Raw genomic sequence first — 17,776 nt, forward strand, 5'->3', positions numbered from 1 at the left:
CAACGGATGGTGAGCCAGGCGTCCGGCATCGACGAGGCGATTGCCGGCGTGGTGGTTCCATTTCTCAATTTAGCGGGAGGAATCGGAAAGATGTTGCCGAAAAAGTGCAAGGTTTTGCCGAATGAGCCGACTAATGGCTCCGAAATAGATTATGCCGTTCAAATTTCAGAGGCTTTGCAGAAGGAGCTAGGACGATCCCATCGCGCAACCAAGACTGTGATGCGGTGGACGGGAGCCAGCGAGCGAACAGTGAAGAACTGGATAACAGGGGAGCGAGGACCGTCAGGGGGATATTTGGTGGCCTTGATTCGGAATTCAGATGAAGTGATGCAATGCATTTTGCATATCACGGATCGTCACCGCGAGGTCGTCTCGACCAAGCTGCCCGAGCTTGCCGAGCTCATGTACGAAGTGCTCGAACTGATCGAGCGAGCGACAGGGGAAGATCCCTAGCAGGAAAGAGCCATCAATGAACCATACGAACGCGGCGGGTCCGGCTGGTCATTCGGAACCGCCTACGCCAGGACCGTCCTGGACCGGACCAACATCTCTGGTAGATGGACTACCAAGAGTTCAGCAATACGATTTTTGTAAATGCTTGATTTGGAAGGGTCTTGGGAGTTTTTTCAAGTTTTGTGGCAAAAAATGGGGATTTTTTCACTTTCTGTGTCATGAAAGGCCCACTTCATTGCCACAAAAAGTGAAAAATTGCTTGATTTTCAAGACCTCGTTTTTCACGTTCTGTGTCAGTCGACAGATTTTGTATGTAGATATTTGCCATGGCTGAGCAGGTTCAAGGCACGGTTGTAGAGCGCCACATCTTCGGTGTTCAGCGCCTTGAGGCAGAAGGAAATATCTGTATGGCCAAAGAAGGATGCGGTTTTTTCCATGATGCTGCGCAGGGCGTTGAAATGAAAGGTATAGAGCTTGCCAGTATCGGGAGCCGCCGCCAATTGCAGTTCGGCGAGGGATGCAACGTGATGGAAGAATGGCGTGTCCTCGGTGGCGCGCAGGGTGTAGCTGCTGCATCAGCCCTTTCTTGAGGGTCTTGAGGGCTTCAAGCTGTTGGGTTTCGGCAGTGATTACATCGTCAAGACTGCTGAGGCAGGAGGCAATTCGTTGCTGCTCATCCAATTCGGGTAAAACAATAGAGAACTTAGCAACGTCTGAACCCGTTATATTTGGGTCCTTTCTACTGCTGCTGGCTATCCGCCTCCAGACTTCAACCTTAGCGTTCAACCAAGCGAGAACGTATGCAGGCACCGCCGCCTTTCGATCTAGCACCAAAACCGAAATTGCCTGATTAGTTGCAGCAGAGTTGCTCAAGCAACCTGTTCTTCCAATCTGGTTAAAGCCGCCATACATCGCAATCAAGACCGAACCCGCTGGATTGATCCGAGCCTTGGCTTTAGATGTAATTTTCTCTTCCGTCTCAACGATAAACGAATTGTTTAAGTCCGTTGTTTTGACCCAAGGAATAGAGCCCCCAGTAAAGAATTCCGGATTTGATCTGGAAGGGGTACTTCCTGAGGTAATTTTTGCAATATCATTTAGAGTCTTGCCTTCCCATTTCCCTGCATTTTGAAAATCCGGAAACCGTAGACGGGGTTGGGTCTCACCTTCGCGGGGGAAAAGCTGCTGCATCAGCCCTTTTTTATGGGTCTTGAGTGCGTCCACTTTTCGCGCTTGTGCAGTGATCAGTTCGTCCAACGAACTGAGACAATCGGCGATCTTTTGTTGCTCGACAACAGATGTAGCACCCACCGGCAAGGGAACGGGAAGTGCCATCAAATCACTGTCATTAATGCTCAAAGAGCCATTCGCCCTCGCACCGACCTGAATGAATTTACGCAGCCAGCGCCCATGCAGGTTGTCTGAGAATTGGTAGTTCAGAAACCGCACATCTGGCGAATCCCCGTTGATGCGAAAGCAGGTGAAGATGCTATTCGGGACTGCGGCCAACTCATTACCCGTGTACAAGGTGAGAAAGCCTTCGGGATACTCCTTGGTAGCACTCTTGTTGTAGGCAAAATCGTTTGGTTTCAAGAGCAAGTAATTTTTGTATGACTCCCCCGCGATCACCCGGCCAAATTTTTCTTCTTGGCTCACAAGCCCCACGCCAGTTGTGATGCTCATCGGCACACAAATGCTATTGCCTGCTTTCTGCGTACTGATGGTTGCAACCGCCCCAAGTTTTACTGTTGTCCAACTACTTGCGTGCCGGAACTCCGGAAACCGCAGCTTAGGCAGCAGCGCAGGCTTTGCCTCCTCTATCGTAGAGGTGGTTTTGTTGTTACTGCTCATACGCACTCAGTCCTGAAATATCGCGGCCATCCACGCCGTGTTGTCTGGTCGGATGTTGGCGTCAGGGAGGCTATCTGCCTTGCTTCTGGCACCCTTCCCGGCTGATAATCGCCTCGTGTCGTTCAATAGCGGCACCGGGATTGGCGTCCCGTTGGAATCTCGGGAACTGCGGCGTAAGCACAATGCGCTCCAGTTCTCACGCCATTGCTTTGCCTTTCGACGGCAGGCCTTGGCGGGAGTCTCTTCGGAGACGCCGGTTCCGAGATTCCGGTAACGCCAATCCTGCCATGTGCCTGCCACCCCCGATTGGCGTCGGGCGCGTAGGCCAAAACCTATTTCTCGGAGGGTTTTGTCATGAGCAGTACTCCGCAACCACCGCCGTCCCAGCCCCATTCCTTATCCCATCCTGATTCCGAGTTTGCTGCTTTTCTGCGCCAGGTCTGCCTGCCGCTGGGCCGTTTGCATGTTGGCCTGAATAATCTGCAACTGGCACTGGGCCCAGAGCAGGACCCGCGGGTAGAAGTACGCTGGCAACAGCTGTTAAATCTGTGCCGCCAACTGGAAGCCAGGCTGGATCGGGTGGAGACCGACCTGAACGGCAGTCTGCAGACCCTTGCCCAGTTGCTGGGCATGCTGGGCGATAAACGCAGTCCGCCGTTGTCCACCGAAGATGTTTACCGCATTTTGTCGCTTACCCACCAGCAATTACGCCGCGCCAGCGCAGAGCTGTATTTGCGTTAGCCCTGGCCACCCGGCAAGGCGGGCCGTGCGAACCTGACAGAGGCTGGCAGCGGGCAAACCGATGGTAAATCTGCCCCTCATCCCGCTGCGGGCAGTTGCAGTTAACAGTGGGGGCATACCGCACAGCGCTGGTCAGCACGGCATTCCGCAATAATGACATTTGTTTATTTTCATTATTTAACAGAGTATTACGCACCCAATATCTTGCCTTACCATAATTTAACAATTATTGTCGCATGGTAATAATTGTTAAGAGCCATCAAGCCATGCTTTTCTTCAGGCAAAGTGAAACAGCAAAGCCAGTCATTGGCTTTTCCTCCAGGGAAACCGTGGCCAGCAAGCTATGCCGGGTGCTGGTTTTTTGTCTGGATTTCCTGATCGAAAAAATGTGCGGCATCGGCATGCTGTGCCTGTTGATCGTCCTGATCTTGGGCTTTGGCTTTATCTGGAAGTAGGTTCACCCTGCACGTCCCTGCCTGCCACGCGGCAGATTCCACCTTTTCCGTTCGTTGTTTTCTCCGGCAGACCTTGTGGCCACGATGGCCATTTCATGCAATATGACTTCATTTCAGCAGCACGGCGGGCTTTCATCATGCGCCCTGCGATGGCCTGACATTATTTGGTCTGTTGGCAAATTGCTTATCTCCCCTTCCCTGTCGTGTCTGGCTGATATTTTTTAGCTATTGAATGAATTGAAAATATCAATTCATTCAGCATGGTTTTAATTTCTCCGATTTGATCTGTCGCAAATCTGCAGGAATCAATCTGCTGCATTGTTGCAGCAATTAAAAACCACATTCATATCAATGCTTTGTTTTATTCAATATGGCGTTGTTTTTCCCAGTGAAAAACTGCCAGGGGATTCTGCTGCCATTTAATAAGCTACTGCAGATTAAATATTCGCTACCGCGAATAGATATTGTTTAAGAACAGCATTGCACACCGCCTGATTATTTTTACATTTTGGAATTGAATTTTTAACGCCAACGGAGAAAACAATGCGCTACTTGCAATATATTGGTCTGGCTCTTCCCTTGATGATGGTAATTTCGGCTACGGCGGCACCCAGCATTCAAAGCGAGCCGATTCAGCCACTGTCCAAACCGCTGATTAAGAATCCGGCCATGGTGGAGTTGGGCAAGAAGCTGTTTTTTGAACCACGCTTGTCCAAGTCCGGCTTTATTTCATGTAATTCCTGCCACAACCTGGCCACTGGCGGCAGCGACAACCTGACTTCCTCGATTGGGGATCACTGGCAACAAGGGCCGATTCGTTCGCCCACCGTGCTTAATTCCAGCCTGAATGTGGCGCAGTTTTGGGATGGTCGCGCCAAATCCCTGCAAGAACAGGCCAGCGGCCCGATTGCCAACCCCAAGGAAATGGCATCCAACCATGTGTTGGCGCTGGATGTGCTGCGCTCGATCCCGGCCTATGTAAACGAGTTTGACAAGGTATTCGGCCACAAGCAGATCTCCATGCAGGAAGTTACCCGGGCGATTGCTGCGTTTGAGGAAACCCTGGTGACGCCGGATTCGCACTTTGACCAATGGCTGAAGGGCAACAAGAAGGCACTGAACACCCAGGAGCTGCGCGGCTATCAAACCTTCAAGACTGCAGGCTGCGTGGCTTGTCACAACGGCCCGGCAGTGGGGGGGAATTCCTTCCAGAAGATGGGCCTGGTAGCGCCGTATCAAACCAGTAACCCGGCTCAGGGCCGGGCTGGCGTAACCGGCAAGGATGCCGACCGCATGGCGTTCAAGGTGCCGTCGCTACGTAATGTGGCGCTGCGTGCGCCTTACTTCCATGACGCTGGCGCGCCTACGCTGGAAGCCGCTGTCACCACCATGGGCCAGTTGCAGCTGGGGCGCAGCTTCAGTCAGCAGGAGGTAGGCGATATCGTGGCCTTCCTGCATACGCTGACCGGCCAGCAGCCGCGTATTGTATTGCCGATTTTGCCAGCCTCCAGCAACAATACGCCGCGTCCGACGCCCTTCAACTAAAGCTTGCCCTGTTTCTGAAAACACCAAGGCCCGCGTAATGCGGGCCTGTTGGTTTTCTTGCGGATGAAGTTGCACTCAGTTGAGTGCTACCAGCTGGCCATTACGGAAGGCGTAGACGCTGATGGGCGAGTTTTTCAGGTCGTGCTTGTCGTCAAAGGCATAGCTGCCGGCCACGCCCTGGTAGGAGAAGGCCGCCAGTACCGGCTTGTACTTTTTCGGGTCGGTGGAGTTGGCCTTCTGCATGGCCTTGGCCAGCAGGATCAGGCCATCGTACATGGATGCGGCATAGGTCAGCGGTTCGCTGTTAAAGCGCTTCTTGTAGGCGGCCTTGAAGGTTTTGCCGACATTGCTCTGCTCCAGCACCGGGCCACCCTGCGGGCAATATACTTTGTCGTCCACGGCCTTGCCGCCCAGTTTCAGCATTTCTTCGTTGCAGATGCCATCGCCGCCCAACAGGTAGTTGTCCATGCCCAGCTGGGCCATTTGTTTGCGCAGCGGGCCGCCTTGGGCGTGGTAACCGGCGTAGAACACGCCATCCACTTTCAGGCCTTTTATCTTGGTAAGGATGGCGGTGAATTCCGTGGCCTTGTCATTGGTGTATTCACGGGTGGCAATCTGGATGCCATTGGCCTTGGCGGCCTTTTCAAATTCGTCGGCCAGTCCCTGGCCATAGGCGGTGCGGTCGTCGATGACGGCAAACTTTTTCACCTTGAGGTTTTTGGCGGCAAAGGTGGCCATGCGGGTGCCGGACTGGCTGTCGGTATTGCCGATGCGGAACACATAGGGGTAGCCGTTAAGGGTGACACGGGGATTGGACGCCACGGTGGCCATCACGATTTGTGCGTCGTTGAGCAGCTTGGAAATGGGAATGGCCACGCCGGAGTTGTACGGCCCCAGCACGGCACTGACATTGGCATCGACAAATCGCTGGGCCACGCTCATGCCCGTGCGCGGGTCGGCGCTATCGTCTTCGGACATCAGCTCGAAGCGGGTTTTCTTGCCCGCAATTACCAGGCCCTGGGCGTTGATGTAGTCCAGCGCCATGCGCGCACCATTTTCATCGTCCTTGCCCGTGGCGGCTTGCGGGCCGGTAAGCGGGCCGGTAAGGCCAATCTTGACCACTTGCTCATCCGCAGCAAAAGCCGGAACAGACAGCGTACAGGCAGTAGCCAGCAGCAGGCTGCAGTACAGGGGTTTCATGGTAACGGTCACGGCTTTCTCCTGATTTGGCATGACGCGGCATTACCGCGGGGAATGCTTCGAGTGTTTAACATTTCTGCCAGCATGGTTTTGCCCTGTGCGACAGCAGCATCGCTGCAGGCGACCATGCCCCGCCGGTATGGCATCCACGGGCAAGGGACTTTGCCATGCCGGTGTAAAAGAATAGCAACACATAAGAAATTACTGATTCAAGGCAAGGGCAGTGTTTTTCTTCTACCGGAAAATGGCAGTCTGCCGCGACTATCCGCTACCTGGCAAACAGGCAACACGCTCTGGGCTGCTGCACTTGCCATCTCCATTAAATGTTATTGGCATTTATCCTTTCTTGTAAAAATAAAGGCATAAAGTAAGTCGTTATTGGACTAAGTACAGTTGCTGTAACGTTTTAGTATTCAATATGCTCTTGTTCTGTATTGAACCGGTAGTGACAACTTGTCTTCATTTTGGGGGTTACGATGACCATCACGAAAAAATTGTTGCTGACTTTATCGATTGCACTGGCCGGCATGCTGCTGGTGGGTGGCTATGCCATCAGCGCACTGCACGCCGGGCAACAGCGCTTTGTCTATGTGCAGAACAACACCCTTCCCGACCTGAAAACCATGCAGGGTACTTTGCGGGCCGTGGCGGACATTCGCGCCAACACCCTGCGCCACGTGCTGGCGGCCACGGCAGAACAGAAAGCCACCGCAGAAAGCAATCTGGCCGAGGCCGACCAGCGCTTTGACAGATTGATGAATGAGTATCACATCAATGACAGCGCCAGCGCCGAAGATAGCCAGTTACTGGAGGCTGACAAGGCGATGATGGCGCAGTACCGCGAAGGGCGCAGCCGGATCCTCGCCCTGTCGCGCAACAACCAGACCGAGCAGGCCACGGCCATCATCAACAATGAATTTGCCAAGACGGCAGCCCTGCTGATGACTGCCGTGGAGGACCATGCCAGGTTCAATCACCGCCAGGCCGCGCTGCTGGTGCAGGAAAACAACCGAACCTACCAGCAGGTTTTTGCGGTGGCAGTGGGGCTGATGGCACTGGCGCTGCTGGTAAGCGGTGTCATGGGCTGGCTGCTGTACCGCAATATCAGCCGGGGCCTGAGCCAGATCGAACACACCATAGAGGCAGTCAGCGAGCAGCGTGATTTCCGCCTGCGTGCCCAAAGCAACAGCCAGGATGAAATCGGCCGTACCGCCACGGCGTTCAACCGCATGCTGGAAGGTTTGCAACAGGCCATGCGCCAGCTGGCCGACGGTGCGCGCCAGGTAAAGACTGCCTCGCAGGAGCTGTCGCAAACCGCTGGCGAGGTATCCATGGCATCCGGTGCGCAGAGTGAGGCATCCGCCAATATTGCCGCCACCATCGAACAGATGACAGTCAGCATCAATCATGTGGCTGCACAGTCGGTAGAACAGAGCGATGGTGCCAAATCAGCCCAGACACTGGTGCAGGACAGCAGCAGCATCATCGAGCAGACCATCAAGGACATCCACCAGATTTCACAGGTGGTAACGCTATCGGCCAGCAGCATTCACGAAATGGAAGCGCACAGCGGCGAGGTGGCTACGGTCATCAACGTAATCCGCGATATCGCCGACCAAACCAATTTGCTGGCACTGAACGCCGCCATTGAAGCCGCCCGCGCCGGTGAGCAGGGGCGTGGCTTTGCCGTGGTGGCCGACGAAGTACGCAAGCTGGCGGAACGCACAAGCAAATCAACCCAGGAAATCTCATCCACCATCGAAGCCATGCTGGGCAATGCCAGCCATGCAACCACGCAGATGCAAAAAGCGGAAGAGCTGGTAAAGGTGGGGGTAAACCGTGCCGATCAGGCCGCCGTTGCCATGCGGCACATTGGCGAGCTGGCCGGGGCTGCGGTACAGGGGAGTGATGCCGTGGCTGCTGCCATCCAGCAGCAGGGTGAGGCCAGCAACAATATAGCTGCCATGGTGGAACGCACGGCACAGGCATCGGAAGAAGCCAGTGCAGCGGCCCAGAACACGGCACTGAATGCTGCGCAACTGGATGCGCTGGCCAGGATGCAAAGCGATATTCTGGATCGCTACCAGGTTTGATAAGCACTACCGGTGCCGCTGTCGGCACCTGCTCTGGCAACAGATCCGCTCCCTCTGCCATCCAGGCAGGGGGATCAGGCTTTGGTGTTGATCATCGAACCGAGGGTGCTGCCCTGATTGGCCGGCTGGTCGGCTGCCGGTGCCGTGGCAGACGGGGTGCTGGAGGGCGTCTGACGGTTGGTGCTGTTGGTCTTGGGGGTATAGCTGTTGTAGCTGCTGACGGGCGAAATCGGCATGGCCATTGCGGTGGACTCCGGTGAAAGACTAAGTGCGGTTACGGTTGTATCCCGGCACAAACCAGCAAGGTCGGCAGGGTCTTGCCCCGATACAGCAATTTTGATGCCAGACCAAATTGCGGCAAAATTCCTCTTGTTTATCCTGGCTTTACAGTTCTTTACGCCCTTTTTTTCCGCCTGGAGGCAATCTTTGCCGCCATCCGGCAAGGCTGTATTCCCGGCCCCGCCCATGCAGCCGGGATACTGGCCGCGTCCGCCCCTTGCCGCCAGCTGGTTTTTCCCTACCGGGCTTTAATGTTGCCCGCAGCGCGGCCACCCCGTCCTCGCTGATGCTCCACCCGTTTTCCGGGAATATTTTCAGGAAAATCAATCACTCTTCCAGATCGGACTTCTCGTGTAGAGGGCAACGAACTGCTGTCATGTCGAACCCGGCAGCCCCGGCGCTGTTAGCCCGGCCATGCCTTACCTTTACCGGAGAAGCCACATGCACGCCCCAGCCCGATTTTCTTCCGCAAAATGGCAGCCCCGCTGCCAGCGGACCACCCGGCATCAGCCTGTTACCCGGCGCGGCCAGACCGACATCACGACCACGCAGCTAGCGAAGGAAGCGCTGACGGCAAAGGCCCTGGATAGCCTTATTCCAGAGCATCAGATGCACCGGCCTGCCTGTCATGTCGTGGTAAAAATCAGTCCGGCAGCGGGCTGCTGAGGCAGGAAACAATCATGGGAAACGACATGCCGCTCAAGGTAAATGGCCAGCGTTTGTGGGATAGCCTGATCGCCATGGACGAAATGGGGGAAAGCAGACCGGCGCTGTCTGCCGAGGATTTTGCCGCCCGCGCCCTGTTTGCCGACTGGTGCCATCAGGCCGGGATGAGTCTGGATGCCGATGCCATCGGCAACTTGTATGCGCGCCGGGCCGGACACGACAAGGACGCCAGCCCGGTGGTGATGGGCAGCCATCTGGATACCCGCCCTGGCGGTAGCTGTTTTGACGGCAGCTATGGCGTACTGGCCGCACTGGAGGTGGTACGCAGCCTGAACGATGCCGACATCACCACGACCAGACCGCTGGAAATTGCCGTATGGATCAACCAGGCCGGCGAGCGCTTTGCACCGGCCATGCTGGGCTCGGCCACCTTTTGTGGCGATGTGCCGCTGCTGCAGGCGCTGACAACCGAAGACGGGCGTGGCATCAGCGTGGCCACCGCGCTGTCCGGCCATGGCGGCGACCTGCCGCTGGGACGCCCCTTTGCCGCCTATTTTGAAGCCCACATCGAACAGGGGCCGGTGCTGGAACAGGCCGGCCTGCCCATCGGCATCGTGACCGGTGGCCAGGCCATCTGCTGGCTGGATGTGGAAGTGAACGGCAGTACAGCCCATGCCGGCACCACACCGATGGCACTGCGACGGGATGCGCTGCTGGGAGCCAGCGCCATGATAGGCCAGCTGGAAAAGCTGGCCACAGAACACCAGCCACACGGATTGGTCACGGTGGGGCAACTGCTGATTACCGCGGCAGCACGCAATACCATTCCGGGGCAGGTGCGCTTTACCGTGGATCTGCGTCACCCGCTGGATGTGCAGATCACCGCCATGGAACAACAAACCCGCCAGCTATTACAGCAGGTGGCGGCACAACGCGGGCTGGATGTCAGCATACGGCGGCACTGGTTCAGCATGGCCACGCCGTTTGACAGCGGCTGTATTGCCGCCGTGCGCCAGGCGGTAACGGCGCTGGCTTACCCGCACCAGGACATTGTCAGCGGTGCGGGCCACGATGCAATGAACCTGGCACGGCACTGCCCCAGCACCATGATCTTCATCCCCTGCCGCAAAAACCCTGCTCAGCACCAGGCCGAGTACGCAACACCGGACGATGTCCGCATGGGTGCCGATGTCCTGCTGGGCGCGGTACTGGCGCAGGCCGACAGCTAGGCCGATTGGGAAGCTGTCCCGTCCGGGGCCAGTTGTACCTGATTGCGCCCCTGCTGTTTGGCGTGATGCAGCATGCGGTCGCAGCAGGCCAGCAAGTCGGTTGCCTGCTGCAGGCCCTGCAGGACGGAGAGGGCGGCACCCAGGCTGATGGTAAAGTGCCCCAACCCGCCCCGGCTGCCGGCTTATACGCTGCGGCCCTCTGCCGGCGTCAGCAGCTGGTGCTGCAATCCTTCCAGAAAAACACTTTCCGCAGAGCCGAGCTTTTGTTCGCGGTTCCACAGCAGATAGATGTCCAGATCGGCAATGCCGTTGGCCGGAGGCAAGCGCCATAGCTCGCCCTGTTCCACATCGCGGGCTGCCACATGCTCAGGCAGGCTGCCGATGCCATATCCAGCGCGCACAAGCCGGCGTACTTCTTCCAGACTGGAGGCGGTAGCGATGATTTTGCCGGTATAACCCTGCTGGTCTCGGAAGATGGCAAGTGGAGACAGATTGCCGCCCAACTGGTCGCTGCTGAAACTGACAAAGTGCTGTCCCTGTAGCGACTCCAGTGTCAGATCGCCTTGCCCGAACAGCGGATGGCTGCGGCCGCAGTAAAACGCATAACGCTGGGTGATGAGGCAGCGCCGCTCCAGCCGTGCCTGCGGCAAGCGGCACAAGCCCAGCCCCAGCGTGGCGGTTTTTTGCAGCAGGCCGCTGATGATGTCGGCGCTGCGCATGACTTCCACTTCCAGCTCCACCCGTGGGAACTGCTGGTGAAAGCGGGCCAGATAGGTATCGTAGCTGTCCACCTCCAGCCCGGTAGCGCACAGGATGCGCACCTTGCCCTGCATGTTCTCGCTACGGTTTTCCAGTGCGGCGCTCAGTCGCGACACATTGCTGTAGATGTCGCTGGCGATGCGGAAAATTTCATCACCGGTTTCCGTCAGTGCAAAACGCGTCCCTTGCCGCAGTATCAGTGTGCATTGCAACTGTTCTTCCAGCCGTTTTAAAGCCTGGCTTACCGCCGACTGTGTGACATGCAGGCGGGCTGCAGCCCGGCTGATGCTGCTTTCCTGAGCGATTACCAGATAAGTCCGTAGCAGATTCCAATCCAGCCTGTCGTTCAGAAAACGCCGCCCTGCTGTCATGTTGGCCTGGGTTATTCCTGTGGTTTTTGCCATGTTCGGCCTACCTTTTTGTCATTAGCTTTGCTTATTTCAAATTTCAGTTTTGATAATTTTACTAATGATAATGCCCATGCGATAAACCCTCAACGCGCCACTAGAGCGCAGACCGACGTGCATGTCACCCGATCTCGAACACGTATCTACAAAGAGGAATCTCCCATGACCCAAGCCTCCAGCCAGTCGCGCCGAGCTGCGGCGGCAGCCTTCATTGGCACCACCATCGAGTTTTACGATTTCTACATCTACGCTACCGCGGCTGCGCTGGTGCTGGGGCCGGTATTTTTTCCCAGCCACGACCCCACGCTGAGCACGCTGGCTGCCTTTGCCACCTTTGCCGTCGGCTTTATCGCCCGTCCCATGGCCGGGGTGGTGTTCGGTCATCTGGGTGACCGCCTGGGGCGCAAGAAAATGCTGCTGTTCACCATGATGCTGATGGGCGTGGCCACCGCTGGCATCGGCCTGTTGCCCAGCTACGCCAGCGCCGGCATCTGGGCACCCATTGGCTTGGTAGTGCTGCGCTTCATCCAGGGCATTTCTGTAGGGGGCGAGTGGGGCGGTGCCGTGCTGATGGCCAGCGAACACGCTCCTGCCAAACGCAAAACCTTTTATGCCTCGTTTGCCCAGCTGGGCAGCCCGGCCGGGCTGATTCTGTCGCTGATTGCCTTTCGGCTGGTCACCTCGCTGGAGCAGGCCGACTTTCTCAGTTGGGGCTGGCGTCTGCCGTTTCTGGCCAGCGGCCTCTTGATGTGCGTGGGGCTGGCCATCCGCATCGGCGTGGATGAGTCGCCGGAATTCAAGGCGGTACAGGCCGAACAAAGCACGGCGAAATATCCGGTGCTGGAAGTGGTGCGCGATTGCTGGCGCGAAATCCTGTTCGCTGCCGCCGCCGTCACCATTGGCTCGGCCGGCTTCTTCTTCACCAACACCTTCATGATCACCTATGTGACCCAGTATCAGGGCATTGCCCGTTCCACCATTCTGGACACGCTGTTTTTGGTGACCATCCTGCAATTCCTGTCGCAGCCCTGTTCCGCGCTGCTGGCCGAGAAGATCGGCGAGGGGCGCTTCCTCAAGATCGTCTCCCTGCTGTGCGTGGTGCTGCCCTATCCCATGTTCCTGCTGGTGCAAACCGGCAACATCCTGCTGATGACCGTGGGCATCGCCATGGCGGTAGTCACCCTGTCCGGCCTGTATGCAGTGATTGCCGGTTATATGGTCGAGGCCTTCCCGGTGCGGCTGCGCTATTCCGGCATTTCGCTGGCCTACCAGCTGATCTGCGCCCTGGCCGGCGGCACCACGCCGCTGATCGGCACCTGGCTGGCCAGTCGCTTTGCTGGCCAATGGTGGCCGCTGGCGCTGTTCTTCTCACTGCTATCCCTGGTGTCTTTTATCGGCGTGGCCGGGCTGGCCCGCCTGCGGCGGCAGAGCACACCCGCCGAGCTGGTCTTTGTCCGTTAACCCCTGGAGAACCTCATGAATCAAGCGACCCGATTTTCCCCTGAAGAATGGCAGGCGCGTTGCGAACTGGCAGCGCTATACCGGCTGATCGCCCATTTCCGCATGACGGACATGATCGACACCCATATTTCGCTACGCATCCCCGGCCCCGAGCATCATTTCCTCATCAACCGCTACGGGGTGCTGTTCCAGCACATGCGCGCCTCCGATCTGGTGCGTATCGACCAGTATGGCAATGTGGTAGGCGGTGACGGTAACGTGCAGCGCGTCAACAAAGCAGGCTTTGTCATCCATTCCGCCGTGCACATGGCCCGACCCGACCTGCACTGCGTGGTGCATACCCATACCGCTGCCGGCATGGCGGTGTCGGCGCAGGAACACGGCCTGCTGCCGATTACCCAGCATGCGCTCAAGTTTTATGGCCGGCTGAGCTACCACGAGTACGAGGGCATTGCCCTGTCGCTGGAGGAACGCGAACGGGTGGTGGCCGACCTTGGCCCGCACAACAAGGCGCTGATCCTGCGCAATCACGGCCTGCTCGCCGGTGGCCGCTCGGTGGCCGAAGCCTTCCACGAAATCTACTTCCTGGAGCGCGCCTGTCAGGCGCAGGTACAGGCCATGGCCGGCGGCGCACAGCTGCACTACCCCAGCGAGGCGGTGCGCCAACACACCTCGGCCCAGTTTGCCCGTGACGACGAGGAAGAAATCATCGCCCTGGGCTGGCAGGCGGCGCTGGCGCTGATTGCCGATCAACAGCAAAGCTATGCCTCATGAGCGCGGTGGTTCTACTCACCGACGATGCCGAACTGGTCGAAGAGCTGCGCCAGGCCTTTGCCCAGGTGGCACCCGCACTGTGCGTGCTGCAAGCGCACCAGGCAGGTGCGGCAGAGGCCGAGGTTGCCGCCTGCTGGTTTCCACCCCCCGGCTCCTTGCAGGCACTACCCCGGCTGCGGCTGATTCATTCGGTCTCGGCTGGCATCGAGCATCTGGCCACAGCCGGCAGCTTGCCGGTACTGCCGGTGTGCCGGGTGGTGGACCCGGAACAGCGCCAGGGCATGGTGGAATTCATGCGTTGGGCGGTCATCCACTATCAGCGCCACTTCGACCTGGCACTGGCCAACCAGCGCCAGGCGCGCTGGCAGCGGCCACCACAATGCCCTGCCAAGCAATACCGGATAGGCGTACTGGGGCTGGGCTCGATGGGCAGTGCAGTGGCACAGGATCTGGCCGGGGCCGGCTATGTGGTGCGTGGCTGGTCGCGCAGCCCCAAGACGCTGGCCGGGGTGGACTGCTACCACGGTGACAGCGGCTTGCAACACTGCCTGGCCGGACTCGACCTGCTGATCAATCTGCTGCCGCTGACTACGGCCACCGCAGGCCTGCTGAATAGCCAGCTGTTTGCCGCACTGGCCCCCGGCGCGGTGCTGGTGAATGGTGGCCGTGGCCAGCATGTGGCGGCTGCGGATCTGGCAGCGGCCCTCGCCAGCGGCCAGCTGCGTGCGGCCTTGCTGGACGTGTTCGAGCAGGAACCGCTGCCAGCAGATCACCCCTGGTGGCGTACGCCGGGCATCACCGTCACCCCGCACATGGCCTCGGCCGCCTCGGCGCGCTGCATTGCCAGCCAGATAGCAGAAAACACACGGCGGCTGGCAACAGGTGAAACCCTGCGACATCGCGCCGACCCGGCACTGGGCTACTGAAGCCCCGCCGTGCAAACAAACATTGAGGAGAACGACAATGCTGACCGTGAATGGTCCACGCTTATGGAATAGCCTGATGGACATGGCCAAAGTTGGTGCCACCGCCGCAGGCGGCAATTGCCGGCTAGCCTTGTCGGCGGAAGACTTCGCCGGCCGCGCCCTGTTTGCCGACTGGTGCCACCAGGCCGGCATGAGCCTGGACACCGATGCCATTGGCAATCTGTTTGCCCGCCGCCCCGGCCGCGACCCGCAAGCCATGCCGGTGGTGATGGGCAGCCATCTGGATACCCAGCCAGCCGGCGGCCGCTTTGACGGCATCTATGGTGTGCTGGCCGCGCTGGAGGTGGTACGCAGCCTGAACGATGCCGGCATCACCACCGACAAGCCGCTGGAAATTGCGGTATGGACTAATGAAGAAGGCGCGCGTTTCACTCCGGCCATGCTGGGTTCGGCTGCGTTTTGCGGTGTATTGCCGCTGGACAAGGCCCTGGCAGCAGAAGACGCACAGGGCATCAGCGTAGCCACCGCACTGGCCGGACAGGCCGGCAAGCTGCCGCTGGGTCGGCCTTTTGATGCCTATTTCGAAGCCCATATCGAACAGGGGCCGATCCTGGAACAGGCCGGCCTGCCCATCGGGGTGGTGACCGGTGGCCAGGCCATCTGCTGGCTGGATGTGCTGGTCACCGGTAGCCCGGCCCATGCCGGCACCACGCCCATGGCCCTGCGCCGCGATGCCCTGTTCACCGCCAGTGGCATGATCTGCCGGCTGGAACAACTGGCGGACGAATTCCAACCACACGGCCTGGTGACGGTGGGGCAGCTGGACATCCCCGGCTCCTCACGCAATACCATACCCGGCCAGGTCCGCTTCACCATCGATCTGCGTCACCATCAGGACACGCAGATCGCGGCCATGGAACAACGCGCCCGCGCCGTACTACAGGACCTGGCAGCGGCGCGTGGCCTGACGGTCGACATCCAGCAGCACTGGTTCAGCGCCGCCACGCCGTTTGACTCCGACTGCATTGCCGCCGTGCGCCAGGCAGTGACGGCATTGGGCTACCCGCATCAGGAGATTGTCAGCGGTGCCGGCCACGACGCCATCCATCTGGCACGGCACTGTCCTACCACCATGATCTTCATCCCCTGCGTGGGCGGTATCAGCCACAACGAGGCGGAAGACGCATTGCCCGATAATGTCCGCATGGGTGCCGATGTCCTGCTGGGCGCGGTACTGGCGCAGGCCGACAGCTAGGCCGATTGGGAAGCTGTCCCGTCCGGGGCCAGCTGTACCTGATTGCGCCCCTGCTGTTTGGCGTGATACAGCATGCGGTCGCAGCAGGCCAGCAAGTCGGTTGCCTGCAGCAGACCCTGCAGGCTGGAGAGGGCGGCGCCCAGGCTGATGGTAAGGTGCCCCAGCCCGTCAGGCCGGTAGTGGTGTTCTACTTCGAGCGCCACCACCTGCTGCTGTACGCGCTGGGCAATGTGCAGCAGCTCATCCCGGCTGCCGGTTTGCAACAGGATGGCAAACTCCTCGCCGCCATAACGGAAAGCCCGGGCCTGGCCGCTGCGCAGGCAGCTGACCATGGCACTGGCGACATCGGCCAGGATATGGTCCCCCGCCGGATGACCGTAATGGTCGTTGTAAGGCTTGAAGTAATCGATATCCACCAGCAGCAGGGCAAAAGGGCGGCCATGCTGCTGTGCCTGCAGCCAGAACTCTTCCAGCTGCAAATCAAAGGCGCGGCGATTCCCCACCCGGGTCAGGGCATCGGTAGAAGCCAGCATCTGCAGCCGCTGATTGAGGGTGGACAGTTCGTGCTTGCGCCGACGCTGCTCCTGCGACGCGTAAAACGCCAGCCGCACGCTGGTGGTGGTGCTCCAGCTCATGAACAGGCAGAACAGCAACACCGGCAGGTAGACCAGCGAAAACACCAGCAAAGGCTTGCTGTCCTGCGGGTTCATCAGCGCCACATTGCCCATGATGGCCACGGAAATGGCCAGCGAGCTGACCACAGCACCCTTGAACGATACCCTGACTCCCAGATTGGCAAATACGATGAAGATCAGCGATGCATACAGGAAGGTCGGTACATCAGGCGAATGGCTGCGCTTGAGCAGCTCGAACCAGGACAGGGTGGCAATCAGGTCGTGCACCGGCATCAGCTGATCCATCAGCAGAATGTTGCGGCTGCGGCCGAATACCAGCCAGATATCCACCATGGCCACCAGCAACAGGCCGCTGCGCACCAGCAGCGAAACACCTGCCATATCGGGTATCAGCAGGGCATCGGCCAGTACATAGGAAAAGAAAGCCAGTGCGGCAATGATATTGGTCAGCAACAGAAAGGGCCGGTGCTGGCGCAGGATGTAATGCTCGAATTCCGGCCACAGGGACTGCGGAATGCGCACTCGCCAGCGAAAGCGGACAGCAGCAAGCAATTTGGAGGCGGCATTCATGACAGGAGCCCGGGCGGCCAGCGGTAGGGCCAACCTTGAAAAGACAGCGGCCAGTTTAGGACAAGCCCCCTGCCCCGTCTAGGCAAACGTCATGCCGGTGAAGCCGGCACTGGTCAGGGCAACAACACATAGCTCTTGCGCACGGTTTCCGCCACTTCCCATACCCCGCTGCTATTGGCGGGAAAATACAAGGCATCGCCCGCAGCAATGTCGATGGCCGCGCCGGTATCCGGAATGAAACGGCAGCGCCCCTGGATGAAATGGCAAAACTCGGCCTGCATGATCTGGCGTCGCCAGTGGCCAGGGCTGCACTCCCACACCCCGGCCTCCACCCCGTCCGGGCGCTCCACGGCATGTACACGGGTGGCGGCAACCGGCTCACCCAGCGGTACCGCTACCGGCACGGCTGCGGACAATGGGGTGCTACCGCTGTGCGGCAGATGGGTAATCGTCATGGTGCTCTCCTGTCTGATATCG

The 17,776-nt window shown here is 58.6% G+C and carries 16 protein-coding genes; 9 read left to right on the top strand and 7 right to left on the bottom strand.

Translation table 11 applies throughout. From position 1 onward, the window contains the following. The first annotated feature begins 9 nt into the window (after nt 1-9). Complete coding sequence (locus QVF59_RS10140) at nt 10-453, top strand: hypothetical protein (RefSeq protein ID WP_287879412.1); 444 nt, start codon at nt 10-12, stop codon at nt 451-453. Nucleotides 454-669: 216 nt separating this feature from the next. Here QVF59_RS10140 and QVF59_RS10145 read toward each other — a convergent pair whose 3' ends face one another. Then, the gene (locus QVF59_RS10145) at nt 670-2,304 is read right to left on the bottom strand and encodes a restriction endonuclease subunit S (RefSeq protein WP_287879415.1); all 1,635 of its coding nucleotides are present in this window, start codon (nt 2,302-2,304) and stop codon (nt 670-672) included. A 354-nt stretch (nt 2,305-2,658) separates the two neighbouring features. Between QVF59_RS10145 and QVF59_RS10150 the strand changes: the two genes are divergently transcribed. Further along, nucleotides 2,659-3,045: a hypothetical protein gene (locus QVF59_RS10150; RefSeq protein WP_287879418.1), complete on the top strand. Its 387-nt coding sequence runs from the start codon at nt 2,659-2,661 to the stop codon at nt 3,043-3,045. A gap of 998 nt (nt 3,046-4,043) precedes the next feature. Continuing rightward, complete coding sequence (locus QVF59_RS10155) at nt 4,044-5,045, top strand: cytochrome-c peroxidase (RefSeq protein ID WP_287879421.1); 1,002 nt, start codon at nt 4,044-4,046, stop codon at nt 5,043-5,045. A gap of 75 nt (nt 5,046-5,120) precedes the next feature. On the opposite strand, the gene QVF59_RS10160 is transcribed toward QVF59_RS10155, so the two are convergent. Further along, nucleotides 5,121-6,257, bottom strand: a complete 1,137-nt coding sequence (locus tag QVF59_RS10160; protein WP_287879423.1) for a branched-chain amino acid ABC transporter substrate-binding protein — start codon at nt 6,255-6,257, stop codon at nt 5,121-5,123. 464 nt (nt 6,258-6,721) lie between these two features. Between QVF59_RS10160 and QVF59_RS10165 the strand changes: the two genes are divergently transcribed. Beyond that, complete coding sequence (locus tag QVF59_RS10165; RefSeq protein WP_159880404.1) at nt 6,722-8,338, top strand: methyl-accepting chemotaxis protein; 1,617 nt, start codon at nt 6,722-6,724, stop codon at nt 8,336-8,338. Nucleotides 8,339-8,412: 74 nt separating this feature from the next. On the opposite strand, the gene QVF59_RS10170 is transcribed toward QVF59_RS10165, so the two are convergent. Next, a complete protein-coding gene (locus tag QVF59_RS10170) occupies nt 8,413-8,580 on the bottom strand; it encodes a hypothetical protein (RefSeq protein WP_159880406.1) in 168 nt (55 codons plus the stop codon). Between the two features lie 717 nt (nt 8,581-9,297). Between QVF59_RS10170 and QVF59_RS10175 the strand changes: the two genes are divergently transcribed. Then, nucleotides 9,298-10,512 (top strand): Zn-dependent hydrolase, encoded by a 1,215-nt coding sequence (locus tag QVF59_RS10175; RefSeq protein WP_287879428.1) that lies wholly within the window; start codon nt 9,298-9,300, stop codon nt 10,510-10,512. Here the strand turns inward: QVF59_RS10175 and QVF59_RS10180 are convergent. Beyond that, nucleotides 10,509-10,676: a nucleotidyl cyclase domain-containing protein gene (locus QVF59_RS10180; RefSeq protein ID WP_287879430.1), complete on the bottom strand. Its 168-nt coding sequence runs from the start codon at nt 10,674-10,676 to the stop codon at nt 10,509-10,511. The genes QVF59_RS10175 and QVF59_RS10180 overlap by 4 nt on opposite strands. Nucleotides 10,677-10,694: 18 nt before the next feature. After that, nucleotides 10,695-11,675, bottom strand: a complete 981-nt coding sequence (locus tag QVF59_RS10185; RefSeq protein WP_287879432.1) for a LysR family transcriptional regulator — start codon at nt 11,673-11,675, stop codon at nt 10,695-10,697. Nucleotides 11,676-11,840: 165 nt separating this feature from the next. On the opposite strand from QVF59_RS10185, the gene QVF59_RS10190 reads away from it, so the two are divergent. Genes QVF59_RS10190 through QVF59_RS10205 form a run of 4 tightly spaced genes read left to right on the top strand, consistent with a single transcriptional unit; the run spans nt 11,841 to nt 16,094 of the window. Further along, nucleotides 11,841-13,139, top strand: a complete 1,299-nt coding sequence (locus tag QVF59_RS10190; RefSeq protein WP_287879435.1) for an MFS transporter — start codon at nt 11,841-11,843, stop codon at nt 13,137-13,139. A 15-nt stretch (nt 13,140-13,154) separates the two neighbouring features. Beyond that, nucleotides 13,155-13,913 carry a class II aldolase/adducin family protein gene (locus tag QVF59_RS10195; RefSeq protein ID WP_287879437.1) on the top strand — a complete coding sequence of 253 codons (759 nt, stop codon included), beginning with the start codon at nt 13,155-13,157 and terminating at the stop codon, nt 13,911-13,913. Beyond that, nucleotides 13,910-14,839, top strand: a complete 930-nt coding sequence (locus QVF59_RS10200) for a 2-hydroxyacid dehydrogenase (protein WP_287879439.1) — start codon at nt 13,910-13,912, stop codon at nt 14,837-14,839. The genes QVF59_RS10195 and QVF59_RS10200 overlap by 4 nt, the downstream gene beginning before the upstream one ends. Nucleotides 14,840-14,876: 37 nt before the next feature. After that, nucleotides 14,877-16,094, top strand: a complete 1,218-nt coding sequence (locus QVF59_RS10205) for a Zn-dependent hydrolase (RefSeq protein WP_287879440.1) — start codon at nt 14,877-14,879, stop codon at nt 16,092-16,094. On the opposite strand, the gene QVF59_RS10210 is transcribed toward QVF59_RS10205, so the two are convergent. Continuing rightward, nucleotides 16,091-17,299 carry a GGDEF domain-containing protein gene (locus tag QVF59_RS10210; protein ID WP_159880407.1) on the bottom strand — a complete coding sequence of 403 codons (1,209 nt, stop codon included), beginning with the start codon at nt 17,297-17,299 and terminating at the stop codon, nt 16,091-16,093. The two genes, QVF59_RS10205 and QVF59_RS10210, sit on opposite strands and share 4 nt — an antisense overlap. A 113-nt stretch (nt 17,300-17,412) precedes the next feature. Next, a complete protein-coding gene (locus tag QVF59_RS10215; RefSeq protein ID WP_287879442.1) occupies nt 17,413-17,754 on the bottom strand; it encodes a cupin domain-containing protein in 342 nt (113 codons plus the stop codon). Nucleotides 17,755-17,776: the final 22 nt, after the last annotated feature.

The sequence above is a fragment of the Aquitalea sp. genome (assembly GCF_030150775.1).
GTDB lineage: Bacteria > Pseudomonadota > Gammaproteobacteria > Burkholderiales > Chromobacteriaceae > Aquitalea > Aquitalea denitrificans.